Genomic DNA, 21,987 nt, shown 5'->3' with positions numbered 1-21,987 from the left:
GAGTCGCGAAGGCTCGACTGGCCGCCCGCCTCGGACGGCGGACCCCTTCCCGCCCGGAGTCGAGGGCCAGGCGGGAGGGCACGGCGCGCGAGGGGCTCAGCGCGCCACGGCCTGACTGAGGGCGCGGTGCACGGCCTCGAGCGCCTTGCGCGCCTCGAGCAGCTCGGCGCGCTCGGCGGTGAGCGAGGCCACCTGCTGGGCCAGCACGTCGCGCTCGCCCTGGAGCGTGTCGACGGTGCGGCGCATCAAGGCCACCTCGTCCTTGCAGTCCTCCAGCTCGCCGGCGAGCCGCTCCTCCTCGGAGAGGCTGTCGGCGAGGGCCTTCTTGGCCTCGGTGACGGCGGCCTCGAGCGTGGAGCGCTCGTCGGCGGCGGCCTGCATGGCCTGGCGGGCCTCCTGCAGGGACAACAGGGCCTCGTCGCGCTCGCCCTCGAGCGCGGCCAGCTCACGCTCCAGGTCGGCCAGCAGCTTCACCCGGCCCTCCACCTCGGTGGCGAGCCGGCGCGCCTCGTCCATGCGCAGGCGGGCCTCCTCGGTGGCCTTCTCCGCCTGACGCCGGGTGACTTCCAGGTCCTGGGTGAGCGTGAGGTTGATGGCCTTGACCTTCACCAGCTCGGTCTGGAGGGCGGAGATGCGCTCCACCGCGCGCATGCCCGCCTCGGCGACGCTGGCGGGCAGGGGCTCGGGGCGGGGGTTCTCGCGCACCGCCTTGAGGCGCTCCTTGAGCCGCTCGCGCCGGGCGTGCGTGTCCACGTCCTCGCGGGGCGGGGTCGGCGTCTGCACCTCCACCTCGGGCTCGGGCGCCTCGACGCGGGCCACCGGCGCGGCGGGCGCCTGGGCCACGGCGGCGACGGTCACCCGCGCCTGGGTTTCCTCCTCGTGGGTGTCGCGGCCCGGCGGGGGCGGGGTGGAGGCGCGCAGGGCGGCGTCGAGCACCTCGGCGGCGGTGGGACGGGGGGCACGGGCGCGCTCGATGCGGGCGCGCACCTCGGCCGACAGGTCATGGGCGGCGGGCACGGGCTCGGGGGCGCGCACGGGCTCCGAGTCCAGGGCCCGCTCGGGCTCGGCGGCCCGGGCCTGCTCGAGCTCGGCGCTGGAGCCCTCGGAGCCCTCGGCCCCGTCGGGCGCCGCGGGGTCGACGGCGCCGGTGAAGGCGCCCAACCGCAGGCGCGGCTTGGCGCGGGACACGTTCTGTTCGAAGGCCTTCTTCATGGGCGGACTTGAAAGCGGAAGAGAGGAGGACGTCAACCGGCCTGCTGCGCACCCGTATCGCTACCGGGTGCCGCGCCCGCCCGCAAGCGCGGAAGTACGTGCTGGATGAGGGATTCGATGTCCGTGGCCCCCTTGGAGCTGGGGTCGGCCACGAAGATGGGGCGGCCCTCACTGGCGGCCTGCGCGAACTTGGTGCACTGGCGGATGATCGTGGGCAGCAGGTACTCCGGGTAGTGCGTCTGTAGCGCCTCCAGCGCCTCCTTGGCGAGCCGGAAGGTGGCGTTGAAGGAGTTGACCACGATGAAGACGTGGTCCAGCACGTGGTTCAGGTCCTCGTCCAGGCCCTGCACCGTCTCGAAGAGCAGCTTGAGGCCGTGGAAGGACAGGAAGTCGGCCAGCACGGGGACGAACAGATCGTTGGCCGCCATGAGGGCGTTGAGGTTGAGCAGGCCGAAGGAGGGCGGCGCGTCGAAGACGATGACGTCATAGCGGCCCTCCACTTCCTTGAGGGCGTTGCGCAGCTTGAACTCGCGCCCCGCCATGGGCATGAGCGCCAGGTCCACCGTGGACATGGTGAGGTTGGAGGGGACGAAGTCCAGGTTGGGCAAGCTCGTCTTCTGGATGACCTCGGACAGGGGCGCCTTGCGCACCAGCACGTTGAGCAGCGTCTGGTCGAAGTCCTCGCCCTCGTAGCCCAGGCACTTGGTGGCGTGGCCCTGGCTGTCCAGGTCGATGATGAGCACGGTGTAGCCCAGCTCCGCCAGGCGCCAGGCGTAGGAGGTGGACAGGGACGTCTTGCCCGTGCCGCCCTTGAAGTTGAGGAAGAGCTGCTTGCGCCGGCCGAGCGGCGCCGGAAACAGCCCGAGCTGCTCGCGCAGGGCCCACACCTCGGCACCGGTGTAGCTGTCCTGCTTGAGCGCCGGCGTGAAGGACTTCAGGGGCACGCCGAGCATCTCGGCGACCTGCTTGGGGCTGTACGTCGGCGCATCCATGAAGAACCCTTCGTCGAATCCGGGGGGGTCTCATACCTTGCCCTAAGCGGCGAAGTATTTGTGACCCCGACGTATGACCGAGCCCCTGGCGACCAGCAGGGCGAGTGCCTCCTGGGCCAGCTCGGTGGTGGCCCGGATGCCCGCGGCCAGCTCCCCCAGGGAACGGCCCCGGATGGCCGCCCGGACCTCGGAGAGCAGGGGGCCACAGAGGGCCTCCACGGGAGAGGCGGCCGCCCGGGCCGCGGCCCTCGCGGAAGCGAGGGGAGTGGGGGCGGGGGCGGTCGGCGGCGGAGCTCGGGGAACGAGCCGGGGAGACGGCGCGGGCGCGAGAGCAGGGGCGGGAGCGGGCACGGGGGCCCGCGCGGGCGGCGGCCGGGCCGAGAGCGAGGCGCGCACGGGCTGGACGGGGAGCGTGGCGAGCCGGCGGATCTCCCGGCGGCGGCGGCCCTCGTCCAGGTCCACCACGGCGGAGACGTCCTGGCCGAGGATGCGTCCGAGGCTCTGGGAGGCGGAGCGGCGCACGCGCACCTCCGGGTCCTTGAGGGCCTCCAGCAGCAGGCTCCGGGCGGACTCGCCACTGCCCGCGCCGAGCGCCAGGGCGGCGAGGCTGCGCACCTCGGCGTCGGGGTCGTGGATGGCCTCCTCGCCGAGCCGCCGCGCGCTCTCCCCCTCGAGGCCGAGCGCGAGGAGCGAGGCGCGCCGACGCACGCTGCGGTCCGGATCCTTCACTGCCTGGGCCAGGTGGGGCGCGGCCTCCTGGGGCGAGAGGGTCAGCAGCGCCTTGAGGGCGGCGATGCGCACCTCGGGCACGCTGGAGGACAGGAGCGGGGACACCACCGAGACGCCCTGCTCCTTGCCCACCTCGGCGAAGGCGGCCAGCAGGGCCACCTGCACGCTGGGGTCGTCCTCGGCGTGCAGGGCGGTGGCCAGGGCGGGGGCGGCGGCCGGCTGGGCGAGGGCCTTGAGGCGCTCGGCGGCACGCACGCGCGAAGTGGCGTCCGGCGCGGACAGCTCGCGCACGGAGAAGCCGAAGAGCGACTCGTCTCCACCCCCTCCACCCCCGACCAGCTCCGCCAGTTGCCCGGCGCTCACCGCCAGGCGGCCCTCCTGCTGCAGGCGCCAGGCGTGCTGCACCACGGGCGAGGCGGTGGAGGAGAGGGTCGAAGCCGCGGCGGGGCCTCCCACCACGGCGAGCGCGGGCACGGTGTCCGAGGCGGGCACGCTCTCGCCCTGCGTGGGCCAGGGGAAGGCGGGAGCCGGAGGCGCGGAGCCCGCCTGCGCCGGGCGCTCGAGCACCTCGCTGCGCAGTTGGGAGATGAAGGAGGCCAGATCGATGCCCAGACCGTCCTCGTCGTCCTCCTCGCGCTCGGGCCGGTCCGAGGCGCGGATGCGGCTGGCCTCCAGGAGCTTGCCGAGCAGCTGGCCGCGCTCGGTGCGCAGGGCCTGGTTGAGACGCAGTAGCTCCTCGCGCTCGGTGCCCAGCCGGCCCATGCGCACCTCGAGCTGCGCCACCTCTCGCCGCAAATCCAACTCGCGCTGCTCGGACAGGGTCAGCTCGCGCTTGAGGTGCTCCAGCTCCTCCCGCGTGGACGTCAGCTCGTGGTGGAGCTGCTCGGCACGGGCCTCGAAGTAGACAATCTTCTCGAGTGCGCTCTTGAGCAGCGCGTCCGGACGCTCGTCACTCACGACCTGAACAGCCCTCCCTCGTTCCGGGGCATACCGGGTCGTCTGGTCCGTGCCTGGGAACACGGGGGACCACCCGTTTCCCGGCCATGCCGGGAGCGCGCAACCTATGTCAGAACGATCCGCGAGGTAAACCCCTGAAATGGTTGGGGGTTTTCCCACGAAGCGCCCGGTCGGGGATTGACAATCGCGCCGGGGCCGAGTTTTCGGCCCTCGCGGCGCTCAGCCCACCCCCGCCCGAGGGGGGTGCTATCAGGGAGGCAGCGTGCCGTTGCCGGACTCGATGATGTTCCAGAAGTTGGACACCTTGTCCACGTAGGTGGCATCGCCGGTGCCGGCGGGCAGGGCGTTGAGGTTGCTCTTGTCCACGCCGTTGGGGCCGGAGTTGTAGGCGCGCAGGGCCGTCTTCCAGTCGCCGAACTGCTCCTTCATGTCCTTCATGTAGTAGGCGCCCGCGAGGATGTTGTTCTCGGGGGAGGACAGGTCCTTGCCCTGGAGCTCGGGGTGCTTGGCCTGCAGTTCCCCGTAGGTGTTGGGGTTGACCTGCATGAGGCCGGTGTCCGTCAGGCCATTGCCGCCGTTGGTGGAGACGGCCGCCAGGTTGCCGCGCGACTCCTGCCAGATCTGCGCCGCCAGCATGTTGGCCGGCACGCCCGTCTTGGCCGAGGCGGACTCGATGGCGCCGCGGTACGGCTCGAGCTCCTTGGGCAGCCCGGGGCCCAGCTTCGATGAGCCGGAGCCCTCGGTGCCCGGGGTGGCCGACACACCGTCCGGCGTCGTACCGCCCGGGATCTGGCCCTGGGGCGGGGTCGGACCGGGGCCACCCTCGGGGCCACCCGGCGGGCTGAACAGATCCTGCGGCGTGCCGCTCGGATCGCCCAGCTCGGGCGCCAGCAGTTCCTGGAGCTGACCGAGCGTCTCCATGAGCTGATTGGCGGTCTGGAGGAACTCATTCCACTGACCCCCCTGCGCGCCGTCGGTGAAGCCGTCGTTGAACAGGGAGGGCGGGTTGGACTCCAGCGGCGTCGGGGGAGGCGTCGTGGGGCTCGACGGGCCTTCGGTCTTGCTCTTCTCGGCCAGAGCGATGAGCGCCAGCAGGGCCGCGGCCTTGTTGCCTGAAACGGAGGAGACGGACATGGAGGTATTCCTGGGCGATGGAGGGATGACGTACTGATTCATACCACAAACCAGACATGACAGCTATAGGGGCAGGTAGGAAAAACACATTATTTTTATCCCAGACATTGAGACTCAGATTCAGAAGTTGAGAATCCCGGTCCCTCGGGCCGCATCGGGGGAGCGCCCTCCAGGAGCGCCATGGCCAGCCATGCCGGGCTCCAAACCAGACACGCCAGGCGCGGTGTCTGTCTCGGAAAGCAGGGGCCGCCCCCACCCTCTCACCCCGGGTCCGTTCGTCCTTGGACTCCAGGCGCGGACGGCAAGAAGTCCAACGCCGCCGGGGGCAACCCCGGCTATCTTCCCCCGCCATGACCACGACCCGACCCGCAGCCGCGTCCTACGTCCTCATCGATGCCGAGAACATCGACTGGGCCGTGTCCAACGTCGTGGGGCGCAAACCCGAGCCCCAGGACCGCGTGCAGTTCGACCGGCTGGTGGCCTTTTGCGAGAGCCGCTTTCCCAACCCCGTGCGCTGCATCGTGGTGCTCAACGCGCGGGGCGAGCAGTTGCCGGACATGATGATCGGCTTCGTGCGCGCCCTGAAGACCGCGGGGTGCGAGGTGGTGCTGCTGCACGGCCGCCCCGAGCAGAAGGTGGTGGACATGGGCATCCTCAAGCTGCTGGAGGCCATCCGCCAGCAGCGGCCGGGCGCCGCCGTCGTGCTCGCCAGCCACGACGGCAGTGACTTCGCCGCCGCCCTGCGCCCCCTGCTCGAGGAGAAGCGCAAGGTGACGCTGCTGGGCCTGCGCGAGTACGTGAGCCAGCGCTTCCGCGAGTTCGTTCCCGCGGGCCTGGAAATCCTGGACCTGGAGATGGATGCCAAGGTCTTCCAGCGGCCCCTGCCCCGCCTGCTGCCCATCCGCGTGGACGAGTTCGACCCCGCGCCCTTCCTGTAAGCCCTCCCCGCCTTCCCGCTGCCCCCCTCCGGGTGTCCGCCACCCCAGGGGGGCTTCTTCTTTCCGCCAGCCCACACTCGACCGCACTACTTTTGAAGTTAGTCGCTGACACCTGACTTCATGAGTCATATAACCTCCAAAGTCGTATGGAGGCGAGGTCGAGCCATGGCGTCGAAGACTACTTTTCCAGGCCCCCCCGAGAAGACCACCCCACCTCGGAGGTGGTCTCGCGGCAAGGAGGGGGCTCCCCGAAGCAAACAGGAAACCCGGCAGCACCTGGCGAAGAGCCTGGGTGACACCGCGCGTGAAGCCCGCAGGCGCGAGGGGCTGACGCAGGCGGACGTGGCCGAGCGCATCGGCGTGGCCACGGAGGTGTACGGACGGCTGGAGCGCGGACTGCTCATGCCGAGCGTGCCCACGCTGCGGCGGCTGTGCGTGACGTTGCGGCTGGCGGCCGACGCGCTCCTGGCGCTCGGCCCGGCGGAGCCCCCCGCCTGGGCCCGGGCAGAGCCCCCGCCCGAGCAGGAGCCCCCCCAGTTGCGGCGGCTCTTGCGCCACCTGCGCAAGCTCAACCCCGAGCAGCTCCGGGCCCTGAGCAACGTGGCCGCCACGCTCCGACGTCAGGAGTGAACGGTCTCCAGACGAACCGGGCCCTCCGGCTCGCGGAGCGGTATGCTCCGCGCCGTGCGCTCCGCGGATGGACTGGACGACTACCTGCAGGATCCCATTGGCCGCTACTTCGTGGGGGAGAGCTTCCTCCACTGGTACGCCTCGCCCGACGTGTGCGGCTTCACCGTGTGGGGCCGTCCAGGCGAGGCGCAGATCTCCCGGCTCACCCAGGTGCTCAACGTGGAGCTGGCCCCCGCCGCGCCCCACGTGTCGCTCGTGGACGCGCGCCGCGTCGAGTCCCCGGACGCCAACGGCCTGTCCGTGCTGGTGAAGTACATGGCGCCGCGCATCTCCGACTTCTCCCAGACGGTGCGGCGTCAGGCGCTCGTGCGCCCCGAGGGCATCGCCGGCGCCGTCGTGGGCGGCTTCTACAGCCTGGTGAGCTCCAGCTACCCCACGCGCGCCTTCGCCGATCCCCTCGAGGCCCTGGGGTGGCTCGGCCGGCCCGAGCCCGAGGCGCGCACCCTGCTCGTGGAGCTCAACGAGCTGGTGATGCGGCAGCAGGGCCAGTCACCGCTGCTCGGCGAGCTGCACCGCGTGCTGCGCACCCGGCTGTGCGACGAGCTGGTGCTCGCGGACATCGCGCGGGAGATGGGCATGTCCGAGCGCACCCTGCAGCGGCGGCTGCGCGAGTCGGGCACCTCCTTCCAGTCCGAGCTCAACACGGTGCAGGTGCGCACCGCCCAGGCGCTGCTGCTCGACAGCGACGCCAAGCTCACCTCGGTGGCCGCCGAGGTGGGGTGCGCCTCGCTCCAGCACTTCAGCAGTCTGTTCCGCAAGCTGACGGGCGAGTCCCCCAGCGCCTGGCGCGCCCGGCACCGCCAGGGCCCCTGAGCGCCCCTGAGCACTTCCCGGCCTCACGCCAGCGCCGCGGCGGGCGCGCGCACCACGGGCAGCCGCAGCACGAAGCGCGCGCCGCCTCCCGGGCGGTTCTCCGCGTGGAGCGAGCCGCCCGCGCGCGACACGTACTCGCGGCACAGCGCCAGCCCCAGGCCGGTGCCCCGGCCCGGCGGCTTGGTGGTGAAGAAGGGCTCGAAGAGCCGGGGCAGCACCTCCTTGGGAATGCCCGGGCCGTTGTCATCCACCTCCACGCGCACCCCCTCCTCCACCTGCCACGCGCGCACGGTGATGTGGGCCTGGCACGTGGGGTCCGCCAGCTCCACCGCGTCCGCCGCGTTGAGCAGCAGGTTGAGCAGCACCTGCACCACGCGCCGCTGCTCCAGGCGCACCGCCGGCAACCCCGGGTCCAACGCCAGCGACACCTCGCCCCGCTCGCGCAGGCGCACCGACGCCAGCCGCCGCGCCTCGAGCACCGCCTCCTCCAACACCGCCCGCGCCTCGTCCCCCCCGCTGCCCGCGCGCGAGAAGTCCTTCAGGTCCGTGACGATCTGCTGGATGCGCAGCACGCCCTGCTGCGTCTCGGCGATCACGCCGCGCAGCTCGTCCCGGTCCAACGGCCGCTGCGCGTCCTCCACCTCGCGCTCGAGGAAGCACAGGTTGGCCTTCACGTAGGCCAGGGGGTTGTTCACCTCGTGCGCCACCCCGGCCGCCAGCTGTCCCACCATGACGAGCCGCTCCACCTCCGCGCGCTCGCGCGCCGCGTCCCCCCGCCGCCGCTCGCTCTCCGCGAGCTGCTCGAGCGCCACGAGCCGCGCCTGATGGGCCACGCGCTGCGCCTCCGCCATGCGCCGGTAGGTGCGCGTGCCGAAGAGCGCCAGCCCCAGGAGCATGGCGAAGCCCACCATCTGCAACACGATGGTGCGCGAGGGCACTCCGGCCAGCACGTCCACCACCGCCACCGCGCCCAGCGTCACCGCGCCGCCCACCAGCGTGGGCAGGAGCGTGGCGGGGGTGAACATGGCCAGCAGGAACGGCAGGGCGGCGAACACGTGGAAGTAGGGGCTGTCCGGCCCGCCGCTGAGGATGACGAACACCGTGGCGCCCAGGATGGCGAGCACCGCGGCCACCGAGTCCATGACGCGCGTGGGGACGCGCCCGGAGCCCAGAGCCCACGCCATCACCCCGAAGAGCGCGCCCACCGCGAGCTGCGACACGACGAGCCCCACGGGCAACGTCCGCGTCACCAGGCAATGCACCAGCGCCACCGCCGGGAGGAACGCTCCACAGACGAGGTAGTTCTTCCGATCCGCGCGCAGCAGGGCCTTGGCGTCATCGGTGGCGTTGCCCATCATCACGCCGGGAATCCTACCCCAGCGGCCCGGGCCGCACGGTGGGTGGCCCTACCGGGAGGACTTCGCGCCCCGGCGCACCAGACGCCGGGCCTTGCCGAGCTGGACTCCGCCCGGCGCGCCCTTCACCGTCCGGGACGCGCCCGCGGGCAGGATGGGATCCGGACACACCTCGCGCAGCCGGCAGCCCCGGCACGACGCGCCGCTCCATACCGACTCGTAGAACGCCGTCACCCGATCGATGACGTCGAAGTCCTCGGTGACGAAGCCCAGCTCGAAGTTGCGCGCGTGCTCCCCCTTGGCCCCCAGCCCCGCCCCGGTGAGGTTGGCGCTGCCCAGGTAGGCCCACGCCCCATCCACCAGCACTGTCTTGAAGTGAACACGCGGGCACACCTTCAACTCCAGGCCCCCCTTCACCAGCCGCGCCCGCCGGTCGAACTCCTCCCGGAAGGGCCTGCTGGGCAGCTCCGCGTGCAGCAGCCGCAGCGCCACCCCCCGCGCCGCCAGCCCGTCCAGCACCTCGAGCAGCGGCACGAAGCGCCCCGAGCGCTCCACGTACATGGCCTTCACGTTCGCCGTGGCGATCCACACCGACTCGCGCGCGTGCGCCAGCTTGCCGAGCACCACTTCCCGGTACAACGCGCCGCCGTCGAGCAGCTCCGCTTGGATGGGACGCATACCCACATGCTCGCACACCGCCCCGTCCACGTCCAGGCGTGGACATTGTCCTCGCGGGCCCGAGCGGGGGACGGGAGGATGACGTAGAGGCTGCGAGGCGTTGAAGCCAGGACGGCCATGGGCGCGGGCCCGGGAGGCAAGCGATGCACGTGGTGAGCAAGAGCGAGGCGAGCCGGACGAATCCCTTTCAGGAGACCTTCGAGCGGCTGCGGGCGCGGCGCTGGGAGCAGGCGCACACGAGCGCCAAGGAGCGCGTGGCCCGGTTGCGCAAGCTGCGCGAGGCGATCGTCGCGCGGCGCGAGGAACTCTATCAGGCGATGTACGCGGACTTCCGCAAGCCGGCGGCCGAGGTGGAGAGCACCGAGGTGCTGGTGGTGCTCATGGAGCTGGACCACGCCCTCAAGCACGTGGCCCAGTGGATGAAGCCGCGCCGGGTGCCCACCCCGCTCTTGCTCGCCGGCACGCGCGGCCAGGTGCGCTACGAGCCCAAGGGCGTGGTGCTCATCATCTCGCCGTGGAACTACCCCTTCCAGCTCACCCTGTCCCCGCTGGTGGCGGCGGTGGCGGCGGGCAACTGCGTGTGCATCAAGCCGAGCGAGAAGACGCCCCACACCGCGCAGGTCATGGAGCGGCTCATCCGGGACGTGTTCGACCCCTCCGAGGTGGCGGTGGTGCAGGGCGGCGGAGCCGAGAGCCAGGCGCTCCTGGAGCTGCCCTTCGACCATTTCTTCTTCACGGGCGGCGCGCGCGTGGGGCGCAAGGTGATGGAGGCGGCGGCGCGGCACCTGGCGGGCGTGACGCTGGAGCTGGGGGGCAAGTCGCCCGTGGTGGTGGACGACACGGCGGACCTGAAGGCCACGGCCGAGCGGCTCGTCTTCGGCAAGTTCATCAACGCGGGGCAGACATGCGTGGCGCCGGACTACGTGATGGTGCCCGCGGCGCGCGAGGAGGAGCTGCTCGGACACCTGCGCGAGGCCATCGAGCACGCCTACGGCAAGACGGAGGAGGCGCGCCGCGCGAGCCCGGACTTCTGCCGCATGGTGGATGACGCGCAGTTCGGCCGGGTCAACGGGCTCCTGGAGCGCTCGGTGTCGCAAGGGGCGCGCGTGGTGCTGGGCGGCACGGTGGACGCGGACAGCCGCTACATCGCGCCCACGGTGCTCGCGGACGTGAAGCCGGAGACGGCCATCATGGAGGAGGAGATCTTCGGCCCGGTGCTGCCGGTGCTGCGCTACGACACCCTGGACGACGCGGTGCGCTTCATCCGCGAGGGGAGCAAACCCCTGGCCCTGTACATCTTCAGCCAGGACAACGCCACGGTGGAGCGGCTGCTCGCGGACACGACGGCGGGCGGCACGTGCGTGAACACGGTGGTGATGCACCTGACGAGCGCGGAGCTGCCCTTTGGCGGCGTGGGCGAGAGCGGCCTGGGCAACTACCACGGCGAGTTCGGCTTCCGCACCTTCAGCCACGAGCGCGCGGTGCTGCACCAGGGGCCCCTGTTCCTGCTCAAGAACTTCTTCCCGCCCTACGCGGGCCGGGCGGGCAAGCTGGGGCGGGTGGCCAGCCGCCTCTTCGAGTGAGGAGCCCGGCGTGTTCACCCAGGACGCCCATCCCCTGCTGGAAGCGGTGGCCTTCGAGACCCGCTTCCCCACGCCCCTCTCCCAGCTCCCCTCGCCCGAGTGGCTGGTGGCGCTGCTCAAGCCCGACGCCCCCGCCCCGCTGAGCGCCGACGACGCCGTGCGCGGCGCGGTGCGGGATTTGCTGCGCCACGGCGGCTACAAGCCCACGGGCCGGGGCAAGCCGGCCTCGGAGTACCTCGTGCGCGCCGCGGGCGAGGGCGTGCTCGGCGCCATCAACGCCGCGGTGGACGCCTGCAACGCGGTGTCGCTGCACAGCGGGCTGCCCATCAGCGTGGTGGACCTGGAGCGGGCCCAGCCCCCGTTGCGCGTGGGGCTCGCCCCCGAGGGCGCGAGCCATGTCTTCAACGCCTCCGGCCAGAGCATCGACGTCGGGGGCCTCTTGTGCCTCTTCGACGCCGAGGGCCCGTGCGCCAACGCGGTGAAGGACGCGCAGCGCACCAAGACGCACGAGGGCACGCGCCGCACCTTCACCGTGCTGTGGGGCACGCGCGCCCTGCCCGGCCGCGCCGAGCGGGCCTTCTCCTGGTACCGCGAGCTGCTCGAGCGCATGGGCGCGGCGGTGGAGCGCGCCCCCTGAGCACGCCGGAGCAGTTCGCGGACCTGTTGACGCGGGGCGCGCGGGCCCTGTCGGCCGTCTGGAGCCGGCCCGTCCTGCTCACCGCCCCCGAGCTCCTGGAGACGCGCCCCGGGTTCACCCTGGTGCGCGCCCAGGTGCGCGGGGGCCCGGTGCCGGGCGTGCTCCTCAAGTCCTTCCCGAACGAGCCGGTGCGCGGCTTCGACGATCGGGCGGGCGCGGAGTTCCTCACCCGGCGGGGCCTGGACGCCTCGCCGCCCTTCCTCGCGGGCGACGTGGACGCGCGCCTCTTCCTCCTGGAGGATCCCGGGCCCGGCCGCACCCTGGAGGCCCTGCTGCGCGCGCGCGACGCACGCGCCGCCACCGCGGGGGTGCTCGCCACCGCGCGGCTGCTCGGCCAGCTCCAGGCGCGCACGCTGGGCAACCCGTCCGAGTATGAGCTCTTGCGCCAGTCCCTGCCGCCCCGTCCCGGGCGCGTGCGGATGGAGGAGGCGCGCGGCCTGCTCGAGCACGAGGAGCGGCTGACGCGCTGGCTCACCGCGGTGGGCACGCGGCCCTCGCCCGGCACCCACGAGGAGCTGGAAGCGGTGGCGCGCGCCCTCGCGGACCCCGGCCCCCTGCTCGCCTTCACGTGGGGACACCCCTCCCCGGCGGGGGTGTGGTTCACGCTCGGGGGACCGCGCCTGCTGGACCTGGGCGCCTCCGGCATGCGCCACGCCCTGTGGGACGCCCTGCCCTGGCTCGTCTCCCTGCCGCTGCCCGAGGAGCTCACGGCGCGCGCGGACACCACCTACCGCCTCGGCCTGTCACCCCAGTGCGAGGCGGCCCAGGTGGACTCGCGCTGGGCCCGCGCCCGCGCCACGGTGGCCCTCGCCCGCACGGTGCACGTCCTGCAAGGCCTGCACCCCCGCGTCCTGGAGGAGGATCGCCCCGGCGCCTTCCCGGAGCTGTCCGCGCGCGCCACCCTGCTGCACCACCTGGCGCGCTGCCGGCTCTGGCTCGCCCCCCTCGACGACTTCCCGGGCCTCACCCGCGCGCTGGAGGAGTTGGAGACGCGGCTGCGCGAGCGCTGGACGCTCGCCCCCTTCACCTGGCCCGCGCTGCGTCAGACGGACGGCTGAAGGCCCAGGCCCCGGAGCACGCGCGCCACCACCTCGTCCGGCGGCACCGACACCTCCACCGAGCAGACGCCCTCGGGCTCTTCGAGCACCGCGAGCTGGTTGTCGAGCTGGCTCGGCGGCATGAAGTGATCGCGCCGGGAGGAGAGCCGCTGGGCGAGCACCTCGCGCGAGGCATGCAGGTACACCCAGCGCTGCCGGGCCGGCTCCACCGTCAACCGCTCCCGGTAGGCGGACTTGAGCGCCGAGCACGCCAACACCAGCCCCTCGCCCGACTCCAGCGCCCGCTGGACGACCTGACGCATGCGCTCCAGCCACGGCGCCCGCTCCGCGTCCGTGAGCGCGCCACCCGCGGCCATCTTCGCGATGCTCTCGGCCGAGTGGAACTCATCCGCGTCCCGGAAGCTCCACCCGAGCACCCGGGCCAGCCGCGTGCCCACCGTCGTCTTCCCCGCTCCGGCCACTCCCATCACGATGACCACCACGCGCGCTACCTCCCAATGCTCCTGCCCATGCTCCTGGATGCGCGTGCACGTGCGACGGATGCGGCACCCAGGTCAGAAGTTCCATCAAAGCCGTGAAAGGTGGAAGTTTTGAGCAATTCCTGTCTCACCGACTGAACGAATTGAACATTCCGTACAACACTTCTCGGCCCGTCCAGGAGTGGACGCTCCAACTCCGCGTCTTCACGAGGCTGGAAAGGGGGACTGCCCTCCAGGACAGTGCATGGGGATTGCAAGGCGTTGACTGCTCCTCATCTCCCACCTGGCCGACACTCATGAATCGAGAGCTTTGTTTGTCAGAAGACGCGGAGTCGACATGGACGGGGGCCGACATCACGGATCAGATGTCGCGCCGTCAGCCCAAGCTGAGGCCGGCCCGGGTGGACCTGTGTGGACGCATGCTCGGGCACTACCGGCTGATGGAGCCGCTGGGCAGTGGGGGCATGGGCACGGTGTACCTCGCCGAGCAGCGCATGGGCGGGCGCCAGGTGGCGGTGAAGGTGATGCACCCGGAGCTGGCGCGGGACGAGTCGCTGCGCGCGCGCTTCTCCGCCGAGGCGCGCACGGTGAACCTCATCGGCCACCCCAACATCGTGCGCATCTTCGAGATCGACGAGTCGCGCGAGGGCCTGAACTACTTCGTCATGGAGTACCTGGAGGGCACGCCCCTGTCGCGGCTGCCCCGGCCCATGGAGCCGAGCCTGCTCGCGTGGCTGCTCGTCCAGGCGTGTGACGCGCTGGAGGCCGTGCACCGCAGCGGCGTGGTGCACCGCGACCTCAAGCCGGACAACCTCCTCATGGTGGAGCGCCCGGGCGAGGCCCCGGTGCTCAAGGTGCTCGACTTCGGCGTGGCCCACGCGCGGCACGAGCCCCCGCCTCCGCTGGGCCACCTGAGCGGCCAGGTGATGGGAACGCCCGCGTACATGGCGCCGGAGCAGTGGGTGGGCGGGCAGGTGGATGGGCGCGCGGACATCTATTCGCTCGCGGTGACGGGCTACCTGCTCGCCACCGGCCAGCTGCCCTATCCGCGCTGCCAGCTCGCGGAGCTGGTGCTCGCGCCGCGGCCGCCTCCGCCGCCCATCGCGCCGCATGAGCTGGCGCCCGCGGTCCCCGAGGCGCTGTCACGGGCGCTGCTGCGCGCCCTGGCGCGGGATCCCGACGCGCGCTTCGCCAGCGCGGCCGAGTTCAAACAGGCCCTGTTCGCCGCCGTGAGGACGGCGCCCCGCCCCACGCCCCCCGTCCCGCTGCGCCCCTCGGGCCGCCTGCCCATTCCCACCTTCCCCGCGCGACCCGAGCCCAATGATCCCACCCCGCCGCCCACCTGGACGGCGCGCGTGCACCTGGGCAGCGGCGCCAACCAGGTGGTGGTGCACTGCAGCGAGCTGCACCACGACGGCCTCTTCATGTGCTGCGCCGAGCCCCTGCCCGCGCTCGCCACCCGGCTCGAGTTCACCCTGCAGATGGGAGGCGAGGAGGTGGAGTGCGTGGGCGAGGTGGTGCGGCAGGTGGACCCGCTCCAGGCCCGCTCCCGCCGCCAGCCCCCGGGCGTGGGGCTGCGCTTCCTCCATCCCTCGCCCCGGCTGCGCGAGCTGCTCACGCGCCTGGGTCCTCCCCGCCTGGCGTCCCCCCAGGAGCTGCGCTCGCGTTGCTCCTGAATCCCGCGCGCTGTCCGCTTTCCATCACTCGGCCCCCCGGAGGGTGTCTGGCGTGGCACCGCGAGCGGCAGGGAAAGGGCGGTCCGCGAAGGCAGGGGTTACGCTCCTCTCCGACATGATGCACGGCGCGGCTGAATCAATCCGATGGGGCTGGAGACTGGTGCTCGTGGGCGCCGTACTGTTGGGGGCCTGCCGGGATCCGGCGAAGGCCTCGGGGACGGCGCTCTACGTCACCACGGAGTTCGATCCCTCGCTGCTGCTCACCCAGGTGCGCGTGTGGGGAGACGTGGATGGGCAACCCCACTTCGGCCCCCAGGTGCTGCCCGAGAAGGCCCAGCGGTTGCTCAACAGCGGGGAGACGCTGCGGGTGCTGCTCGGGGACGTGCCCAACGGCGTGCGGGCGGAGGTGAATGTCGAGGGACTGCGCGACGGCGCGGTGGTGGCGCGCGGGACGGGCGGCGCGGACATCCGCGATGGGTACGAGGTGGAGGTGTCCCTGCGGCTGGAGCCCACCACCCCTGATCCCGGCAGCTTCTGCGTGGGGTGCGAGGGGTGCTGCGTCCAGGGCCAGTGCACCCCGTCCACCTTCAACACCTGTGGCACGGGCGGCATCGCCTGCACCGCGTGTGATCCCAACTTCGCCTCGCACTGTGACGGCCGGGGATTTTGCGCGTGTGGCGCCAGCCCCGCCTGCTCGCCCCGGGCGGCGGACCGCTGCCTGCTCGGGCAGTGCCGGTGTGGCAACAGCCCGGCGTGCGGCCCGGGACAGCAGTGCGTGAATGGCCAGTGCCTCTGCTCGCCGGAGAGCTGCTCGGGCTGCTGCGCGGGCAACTTCTGCGACGTGGGCACCACGCTGGACCGGTGCGGCCGGGGCGGAGTCGCCTGCCAGAAGTGCGACAGGAAGCAGAGCTGCACCGCCGAGGCCGCCTGCGGCTGAGCGGCGCCCGCGCCGCCCCGCGAGGACGTCCTTGGACTTTCCTTGGGGCAGTCTTCAGGAGACGCCGGGCAGCGTCACCCGGAACGTGGTGCCCCGGCCCCGAGACGACGTCACCTCGATGTCCCCGCCGAGCTCGCGCACGATGTCGCGGCTCACGGAGAGCGCCGGCCCCGAGGCGTGTCCGCCCCCCTCGGGAAAGAGCGGCTCGAAGACGTGGGGCAGCAGCTCGGGGGCGAGGCCCGGGCCGGTGTCATGCACCTCGATCACCACGCGGCCCTGGCCGTCGTCGCGGGTGACGAGCCGCACCTCGTGCGCCTCGGGGTCCTCCCCGTCGTCCGGCAGGGACAGCACCGCGTGCAGCACGAGGTTGAGCAGCGCCTGGCGCAGCGAGCCCCCGCCTCCAGGCACGAGTGAGCGGGCGCCATGGTCACGCACCAGCCGGCCCCGCGAGCGCAGTACGCTGGACACCAACTGCCCCACCGTATCGAGCAGCAGGTTCACGTCCACCGGGCCCTGGCCCGGCTCGGGCCGGAAGCCGCGCAGGTGGCCGAGCGTGCGCCGCAGCCGCTCGGAGCCCTCGATGATCTCCTCCACCGCCTCGCGCCACGCGGCCACCTCGGACGCGGGGGCTCCCGCCGCGCTCGCCGGGCCCATGCTGGTCAGCAGGTAGTCGAGGTTGGCGGCCATGAAGGCCAGCGGGTTGTTCATCTCGTGCGCGAAGCCCGGCACGAGCATCCCCAGCGTGGCCATGCGGTCCGCCTGTTGGAGCCGGGCCTGGAGCTGCCGGCGCTCGGTGATGTCGGTCAGCGTGCCCAACAGCTCGCCCTGGCCAGTGGGTGAGCTGAAGGCGGCCAGCTCCACCCACTGCGTCCCCCGCGACGTGAGCAGCCGCACCTCGAGCCGGAAGGAGGCCTGCACCCGCGCGGCGATCGACTCCAGCAGGCGCTGCACGTCCTTCTGATCCTCCGGGTGCACCCCCTGCATCAGGGACTGGCCGAGCGCGCTCTCCACCGACACTCCCGTGAGGGACGTCCAGGCCGGGCTCAAGAAGGTGAAGTGCCCCTGGCGGTCAAGGTGGAACACCACCTCGTTGAGCCGCTCGGCCAGGAAGTGGTAGCGCAGCGCGTCCGCGGACAACCCCGGGCGGGGACTCGTGGCGGGTGCCAGCCGGGCCCGTCGCGAGGACTCCCGCGCCTCCCCGATGGCGGTGACTTGAGACGGTTGCGGGTATGACATGACCTCGCTCCTTTTCCCCAGTGAAGAAGGGGGACCCCCCGTGAGCCCACGCCGCACCCCACACCCCCCGCGGCCGCGGGCGCTCAAACTCCCCGAAGAATAAGTCCGCCCCCGGAAAACGCGCCTTTCCGGGGAAAAATCCCGGCTTCCGGACACGTGAGTGGACAGAAGGACGAGGGCGCCCCGGAGATCCAGGCGCCTGAGATGTCCAGTGGTGGTCACCCGTCGTTGGAGTCCCCGGAGGAGGGGCGCTCGCGGCGATCACCGATGACGCGCGCGGGAGCGCCGGCGACGATGGCCCAGGAGGGCACGTCGCGGGTGACGACGGCGCCCATGCCCACCACGGCGTGATCGCCAATGCGCACCCCGTCGGTGATGCCGGCGTTGGCGCCCACCCACACGTCCTTGCCCAGCACGATGCCCCGGGAGGTGACGGGCTGGGAGCGCACGGGCCGGTCCGGCGCCAGGCCATGATCGAAGGCGTAGAGCGTGGCACCGGTGGCGATGCGGCTGCCCTCGCCGATGTGGATGCCCGCGGCGCCCCCATCCAGGCTGACGCGCGCGTTGAGGCTCACCCCGGCCTCGAGCACCACCGGGCCGTGCACGAAGGCGTTCGCGGCGATGCTCACCCCGGGGCCGGTGAGGCGGATGGGCCGGCCCGGCTCGGCGAACAGCCGCGCGTCCGGGGAGATGAAGCAGCCCTCGGCGATCTCCACCGTCTCCAGCTCGAGCAGCCGCGCCTGCACCTCGCGCTGCCAGGCCTCGGCCCAGACGCGGTGGCGCGGCTTGAGCGTGAAGTACAACCACGGCATCCAGGAGAGGCGCTGCTTGTGCTGCTCGCGCCGGAGTGCGTCCAGTTCGTCCACGGCCCCTGCCTACCATGAGTGGCCACCCAGAGCGGCACGCGGCGGGCTCACGACGGAGCGGTGTCGCCGCGCGCCTCCTCGCGCAGACCGGCGCTCCTGCGCCGCGCCACGCGCGCCACCAGGGCGGCGACGATCGCCCACGCGAGGCCGGCGATCCACCCGCCCACCACGTCCGTGGGGTAGTGCACCCCCAGGTACACCCGCGTGAGCCCCACGAGCAGCGTCAGCCCGAGCGCCACCGTCAACAGGTACACCTTGAGCCAGCGCTTCTCCACGAGCTCGGACAGGATCGCTCCCAGCGTCAGGTAGACGATGGCCGAGAGCATCGCGTGCCCGCTGGGAAAGCTCTCCGAGAGCACCGAGGTGAGGTGCGGCACCACCGAGGGCCGCGGCCGGGCCACCAGGTTCTTCAAGAGCGCGTTCACCCCCGTGCCCCCGAGCGTGGAGCCGAGCACCAGGGCGATGGTGCGCCAGCGCCGCACGAGCACCAGGAAGCCGCACACGGAGATCACCACCAGCGTGAGCACCGTGAGGCTGCCCAGCGCCGTCACGTCCCGCGCCGCCTCGGCGAGCCACCGCGGCCCGAGCGGCTCGGCCGGTTCGTCCGCGCGCCGCAACGCGCGCAGCACCTGCTCGTCGAAGGACTGGGTATCCTGTTCGCGCACCTCCTCCAACAGGGTGAGGAAACCGCCGCCCAGCAGCAACAGGACGAGCAACAGTCCGAACACATCCGTGCCGCTCCACCGCACCAGATGCGCCCGGAGTCGATGAAGCGTGGGTCGCATACCCACAACACCCTAGGCGCCCCGCCATCCCGGAGGCGGACGGGTCCACGGAGTGTCGGCGGGCCAACGCGCGGGGCGTGCACCAATGGACATTGGCGCGGGGCCATTCGTGTTCCCGGAGGCAGAGAAGGCTGGAGGGCCTTGGGGAAGGCCCGGGGGCACCCCAGATTGCCGTCACCCTGTCGTCGCCGTGCCGGGCGCGTCAGCCCGCTCGAAATGCTCTTTCGGGCTCCCGTACGGCCGTTCTCGGAGTGATGGTCATGTTCGCTACCGCAACCACTACTACCACTGCCACCGTTGCCCCTCCGAACTACAAGACAGCCCTCATCAATCGCGTGTTCTTCATCCGGTGGGAGCAGCCGCCCAGCGCCCAGGACATCCAGTTGGTGACGGCGCGCTTCCGCGAGGCCTACGAGGCGCACCGCCAGCAGCTGTGCGTGGTCATCGTCACCGGCGCCAAGGCGCGCGTGCCCAACAGCGAGCAGCGCAAGGCGCTCTTCAAGATGCTCGAGGACCACCGCAAGTACATCTGCGAGCTGCACCTGCTCATGGAGGGCAACGAGTTGCAGCACAACCTGCAACGCATCATCGCCTCGGCGCAGCTCATCGTGACGCGCATCTACGACAGCAACTACGCGCGCCTGCACAAGACGCCCGATGCGATCGCCCCCTTCCTCACCAGCCGCCTGAAGGCGGACGGCAACCGCATCATCAACGACGCGCGCCTGCTCGGCGTGCTGCACTGACGCCCCGCTCGGGCGTCAGGCCGCGAACGCGAGGGGCTCAGCGCGCCATGCAGACGTAGTAGTTCTCGCCGTAGTAGTCGTCGTTGTCCGCGGCGATGAGGCGCGAGAAGCCCAGACGCCGCAGCGTCTCCACGAGCGCCTCGGGCTCGAAGAACGTCACCATCTCGTTGGGGTCCGTCACCAGCCGGCGCGTGAGGTCCACGTGGTAGGCGGTGGTGGCCTGGAGGGCCTCGTCCCAGCGGCCCTCGGCCTGCCATTCCTCGATGGACTTCGTCATCACCTTCTGGAGATCCGGCCGCTTCCGGGGACCCGCCGAGATGAGGCGCCCGCCCGGCCGCAGGTGCGCGAGGCTCTCGCGCAGCACCTCCTCCGGCTCGCGCACGTAGAAGAGGACGTTGTTGAGCACCACGGCATCCGCGAGCGCCGGCACGCCGGGGGGGAAGGAGCGCACATCGCCCTCCAGCACCGTCCAGCGCCGGCGCTCCTCCACCGGACGGGCCGCCTGCTTGCGCAGGGCGAGCGCGAGCATGCCCGGGTTGTTGTCGAAGCCCACCACCGAGAGGCCGCGCGAGACGAGCGCCTGGCTCACCAGTCCCGTGCCGCACCCGGCGTCGATGACGGTCTCGCACCCCTGGGTGTCGCGCAGAATCTTGTCGACCATCCGCCGGTAACAGTTGAGCTGGGAGCAGATCGCATCGTAGCTCTGGGCGAAGTCCGTCCAGATGTTGTCGACCATGGTGGCAAGGCTCTCGGTGCCGCCCGGGGGAAGTCCCGGAGCGCGGGCCCTCCTCTATGGCACGAGTCCCCCGCCCAACGCCCCGGGCAAGGCGCGGTTTGGTCGGAAAGACAAAAGACGGAAAAAAACGAGGGGCCCCGCGCATGGCGCGGAGCCCCGGACCGGCTCGGAGACCCCGAGGGCCCCACGCCCGTCTGCTAGTGCTTCTTCATCCACTTGTAGATGGGCTCCCACACCTTGCCCTTGGCGTCGCTGGCGAGCCACAGGTCCGCGTGGCCGTACTCGGCGGCGCGATCCAGGTCGCGCTGGGCGCGCAGGATGGTCACGTCCTTGCTGCCCAGCAGCGTCTTGGCCGAGTACTCGCCGTAGGCGCCGAAGCCGCCGGCGGCGCCCACGTAGAGCACCGGCACCTTCACGTCCTTGAGGTGGTCGTCATAGGGCAGGCTGCTCGTGCCACACTGCAATTCATCCCCCTCCACCTGCTCGCGCAGGCTCTGGTAGGGGTTGGCCGAGGCGAGGAAGTCGAAGAACTGCGGCGCCGACACGTAATGCAGCCCCACGAGCGAGCCGTTGGTGAACGTGCCCGCGGTGAAGTGGTAGTAGGGCACGGGCGCGGAGATGAAGGAGTAGGTGGCCGCGCCCAGGGTGAGGCCGAGCTGTCCGTAGGGCAGCGGCGGCAGCGGCGCCTGGGCCGGGGCGTCGGGCGATTCCAGCGCGCCCTGCCCCACGGCCAGGATGGCCAGGCCCGCGCCCGGACCACCCAGGTTCCCCTCGTAGCGGCCCTGGGCGAGGATGGCCTCACCCGCCTGCGCGCGCGTGCACGCCGCCTGACGCTCGGCCTCGGCCTCGGGGCCGAACTTGAACACCATGTCCACCGGGATGAAGCCGCGCACGTGGCGCTGCGACGCCGGCTCACGCGTCTCCGCGCTCATGTAGGCGTAGGCCACCTGCGCCCCACGGCTCCAGCCCAGCAGGTTCATCTTGCCGAAACCGCTGCCCGTGAGGGTACGCACCCGGCGCGCCACCGCCATGGCCTTGCCCACGTCCTGCGCGTGGGTGCCCAGGCTCCACTTCTTCATGAAGGAGAAGTCCGTCGTCTGCAGCGGCACCTGCGTCCAGCGCAGATCGATCCCCCACACGTCCACGTCCTGCTCCGCCAGGTACACGGCGAAGGACTGCTCCTTGCGCACCGCGCTCGTCAGCGTGCTGGCCATGAACGCGCCCTGGAAGTCCCACGCGTCCCCGTGCACGAGGAAGGCGGACTCGGGAGCGGACACCGGCTGCCACGCGAAGTGCTCCCGCACCACGCGGTGCAGGCCGATGATGTCGTGCCGCGCGTCCGGGCCCACCTGCACGCGCACGCTGTAGTGGTAGATGTCGCCCGTCACGTGCTCGCGCGTGAAGTCCCCCAGCAGGCGCACGTCACCGGCCTCCACCAGGAAGTCGAGCAGCGGCAACCACCGCATCGACAACGCCTGCTCCTGCTCTCCGACCTGCTCCTGCCGCCCGACTTCGCTCCCCACCTCCGACTGCTCGGGCAAGGACGACTCGACACCGCATCCCGTCGACAGCAGGGCGAGGGGGAGGATGTGGCGGAAATTGAAACGCATGGGTCCCTCTTCAAGAAACTTTATGAACAAAATAAGCAAAACAGATACCACCCGCCCGTCCTACCTCGCCACCCAACAGA

General features: G+C 71.7%; 21 protein-coding genes. 9 read left to right on the top strand and 12 right to left on the bottom strand.

Annotated elements, in window-relative coordinates:
* Positions 1–96: 96 nt before the first annotated feature.
* The 4 genes from D187_RS24345 to D187_RS24330 all read right to left on the bottom strand — a co-directional run bounded on the left by D187_RS24345 (position 97) and on the right by D187_RS24330 (position 5,024).
* Positions 97–1,212, bottom strand: a complete 1,116-nt coding sequence (locus D187_RS24345) for a hypothetical protein (RefSeq protein WP_002623980.1) — start codon at positions 1,210–1,212, stop codon at positions 97–99.
* Between the two features lie 32 nt (positions 1,213–1,244).
* Positions 1,245–2,204 carry a ParA family protein gene (locus tag D187_RS24340; protein WP_002623979.1) on the bottom strand — a complete coding sequence of 320 codons (960 nt, stop codon included), beginning with the start codon at positions 2,202–2,204 and terminating at the stop codon, positions 1,245–1,247.
* 42 nt (positions 2,205–2,246) lie between these two features.
* A complete protein-coding gene (locus tag D187_RS24335; RefSeq protein WP_002623978.1) occupies positions 2,247–3,890 on the bottom strand; it encodes a HEAT repeat domain-containing protein in 1,644 nt (547 codons plus the stop codon).
* Positions 3,891–4,139: 249 nt separating this feature from the next.
* Positions 4,140–5,024 (bottom strand): lytic transglycosylase domain-containing protein, encoded by an 885-nt coding sequence (locus tag D187_RS24330; RefSeq protein WP_002623977.1) that lies wholly within the window; start codon positions 5,022–5,024, stop codon positions 4,140–4,142.
* Positions 5,025–5,374: 350 nt separating this feature from the next.
* Between D187_RS24330 and D187_RS24325 the strand changes: the two genes are divergently transcribed.
* The 3 genes from D187_RS24325 to D187_RS24315 all read left to right on the top strand — a co-directional run bounded on the left by D187_RS24325 (position 5,375) and on the right by D187_RS24315 (position 7,465).
* Positions 5,375–5,962, top strand: a complete 588-nt coding sequence (locus D187_RS24325; protein ID WP_002623976.1) for an NYN domain-containing protein — start codon at positions 5,375–5,377, stop codon at positions 5,960–5,962.
* 165 nt (positions 5,963–6,127) lie between these two features.
* On the top strand, positions 6,128–6,592 hold the full coding sequence (locus tag D187_RS24320; RefSeq protein WP_081713834.1) for a helix-turn-helix transcriptional regulator: 465 nt from the start codon (positions 6,128–6,130) through the stop codon (positions 6,590–6,592).
* Positions 6,593–6,634: 42 nt separating this feature from the next.
* A complete protein-coding gene (locus D187_RS24315) occupies positions 6,635–7,465 on the top strand; it encodes a helix-turn-helix domain-containing protein (RefSeq protein ID WP_002623974.1) in 831 nt (276 codons plus the stop codon).
* A 23-nt stretch (positions 7,466–7,488) separates the two neighbouring features.
* On the opposite strand, the gene D187_RS24310 is transcribed toward D187_RS24315, so the two are convergent.
* Positions 7,489–8,823, bottom strand: a complete 1,335-nt coding sequence (locus tag D187_RS24310; RefSeq protein ID WP_245591815.1) for a sensor histidine kinase — start codon at positions 8,821–8,823, stop codon at positions 7,489–7,491.
* Between the two features lie 48 nt (positions 8,824–8,871).
* On the bottom strand, positions 8,872–9,498 hold the full coding sequence (locus D187_RS24305; protein ID WP_002623972.1) for a phospholipase D-like domain-containing protein: 627 nt from the start codon (positions 9,496–9,498) through the stop codon (positions 8,872–8,874).
* 143 nt (positions 9,499–9,641) lie between these two features.
* Here D187_RS24305 and D187_RS24300 point away from each other — a divergent pair, with 143 nt between their 5' ends.
* From D187_RS24300 to D187_RS24290, 3 genes are read left to right on the top strand one after another with little or no spacing between them, the layout of a single operon-like run.
* On the top strand, positions 9,642–11,081 hold the full coding sequence (locus D187_RS24300) for an aldehyde dehydrogenase family protein (RefSeq protein ID WP_002623971.1): 1,440 nt from the start codon (positions 9,642–9,644) through the stop codon (positions 11,079–11,081).
* 10 nt (positions 11,082–11,091) lie between these two features.
* Complete coding sequence (locus D187_RS24295) at positions 11,092–11,718, top strand: phenylalanine--tRNA ligase beta subunit-related protein (RefSeq protein WP_002623970.1); 627 nt, start codon at positions 11,092–11,094, stop codon at positions 11,716–11,718.
* Between the two features lie 26 nt (positions 11,719–11,744).
* The gene (locus D187_RS24290) at positions 11,745–12,836 is read left to right on the top strand and encodes a hypothetical protein (protein ID WP_002623969.1); all 1,092 of its coding nucleotides are present in this window, start codon (positions 11,745–11,747) and stop codon (positions 12,834–12,836) included.
* Here D187_RS24290 and D187_RS24285 read toward each other — a convergent pair.
* Complete coding sequence (locus D187_RS24285) at positions 12,821–13,318, bottom strand: gluconokinase (RefSeq protein ID WP_002623968.1); 498 nt, start codon at positions 13,316–13,318, stop codon at positions 12,821–12,823. The genes D187_RS24290 and D187_RS24285 overlap by 16 nt on opposite strands.
* Positions 13,319–13,629: 311 nt before the next feature.
* On the opposite strand from D187_RS24285, the gene D187_RS24280 reads away from it, so the two are divergent.
* Positions 13,630–14,991 (top strand): serine/threonine-protein kinase, encoded by a 1,362-nt coding sequence (locus D187_RS24280; protein WP_245591805.1) that lies wholly within the window; start codon positions 13,630–13,632, stop codon positions 14,989–14,991.
* Positions 14,992–15,157: 166 nt separating this feature from the next.
* Positions 15,158–15,928 (top strand): hypothetical protein, encoded by a 771-nt coding sequence (locus tag D187_RS24275; protein WP_155893550.1) that lies wholly within the window; start codon positions 15,158–15,160, stop codon positions 15,926–15,928.
* A 54-nt stretch (positions 15,929–15,982) separates the two neighbouring features.
* Here D187_RS24275 and D187_RS24270 read toward each other — a convergent pair whose 3' ends face one another.
* The 3 genes from D187_RS24270 to D187_RS24260 form a co-directional block, all read right to left on the bottom strand.
* On the bottom strand, positions 15,983–17,164 hold the full coding sequence (locus D187_RS24270; protein ID WP_081713833.1) for a two-component system sensor histidine kinase NtrB: 1,182 nt from the start codon (positions 17,162–17,164) through the stop codon (positions 15,983–15,985).
* A gap of 218 nt (positions 17,165–17,382) precedes the next feature.
* Positions 17,383–17,976: an acyltransferase gene (locus D187_RS24265; protein ID WP_081713856.1), complete on the bottom strand. Its 594-nt coding sequence runs from the start codon at positions 17,974–17,976 to the stop codon at positions 17,383–17,385.
* Between the two features lie 101 nt (positions 17,977–18,077).
* Positions 18,078–18,815 carry a phosphatase PAP2 family protein gene (locus D187_RS24260; protein WP_043431336.1) on the bottom strand — a complete coding sequence of 246 codons (738 nt, stop codon included), beginning with the start codon at positions 18,813–18,815 and terminating at the stop codon, positions 18,078–18,080.
* Between the two features lie 260 nt (positions 18,816–19,075).
* Here D187_RS24260 and D187_RS24255 point away from each other — a divergent pair, with 260 nt between their 5' ends.
* Positions 19,076–19,561: a hypothetical protein gene (locus D187_RS24255; protein ID WP_063725019.1), complete on the top strand. Its 486-nt coding sequence runs from the start codon at positions 19,076–19,078 to the stop codon at positions 19,559–19,561.
* A 37-nt stretch (positions 19,562–19,598) separates the two neighbouring features.
* Here D187_RS24255 and D187_RS24250 read toward each other — a convergent pair whose 3' ends face one another.
* Both D187_RS24250 and D187_RS24245 read right to left on the bottom strand, forming a co-directional pair.
* On the bottom strand, positions 19,599–20,297 hold the full coding sequence (locus tag D187_RS24250; RefSeq protein WP_002623961.1) for a class I SAM-dependent DNA methyltransferase: 699 nt from the start codon (positions 20,295–20,297) through the stop codon (positions 19,599–19,601).
* A gap of 197 nt (positions 20,298–20,494) precedes the next feature.
* Entirely contained in the window at positions 20,495–21,907 is a 1,413-nt protein-coding gene (locus D187_RS24245; protein WP_002623960.1) for a hypothetical protein, read from the bottom strand.
* Between the last annotated feature and the right edge of the window lie 80 nt (positions 21,908–21,987).

This window comes from Cystobacter fuscus DSM 2262, assembly GCF_000335475.2.
Lineage (GTDB): Bacteria > Myxococcota > Myxococcia > Myxococcales > Myxococcaceae > Cystobacter > Cystobacter fuscus.
This window is presented reverse-complemented; position numbering and strand designations above follow the sequence as displayed.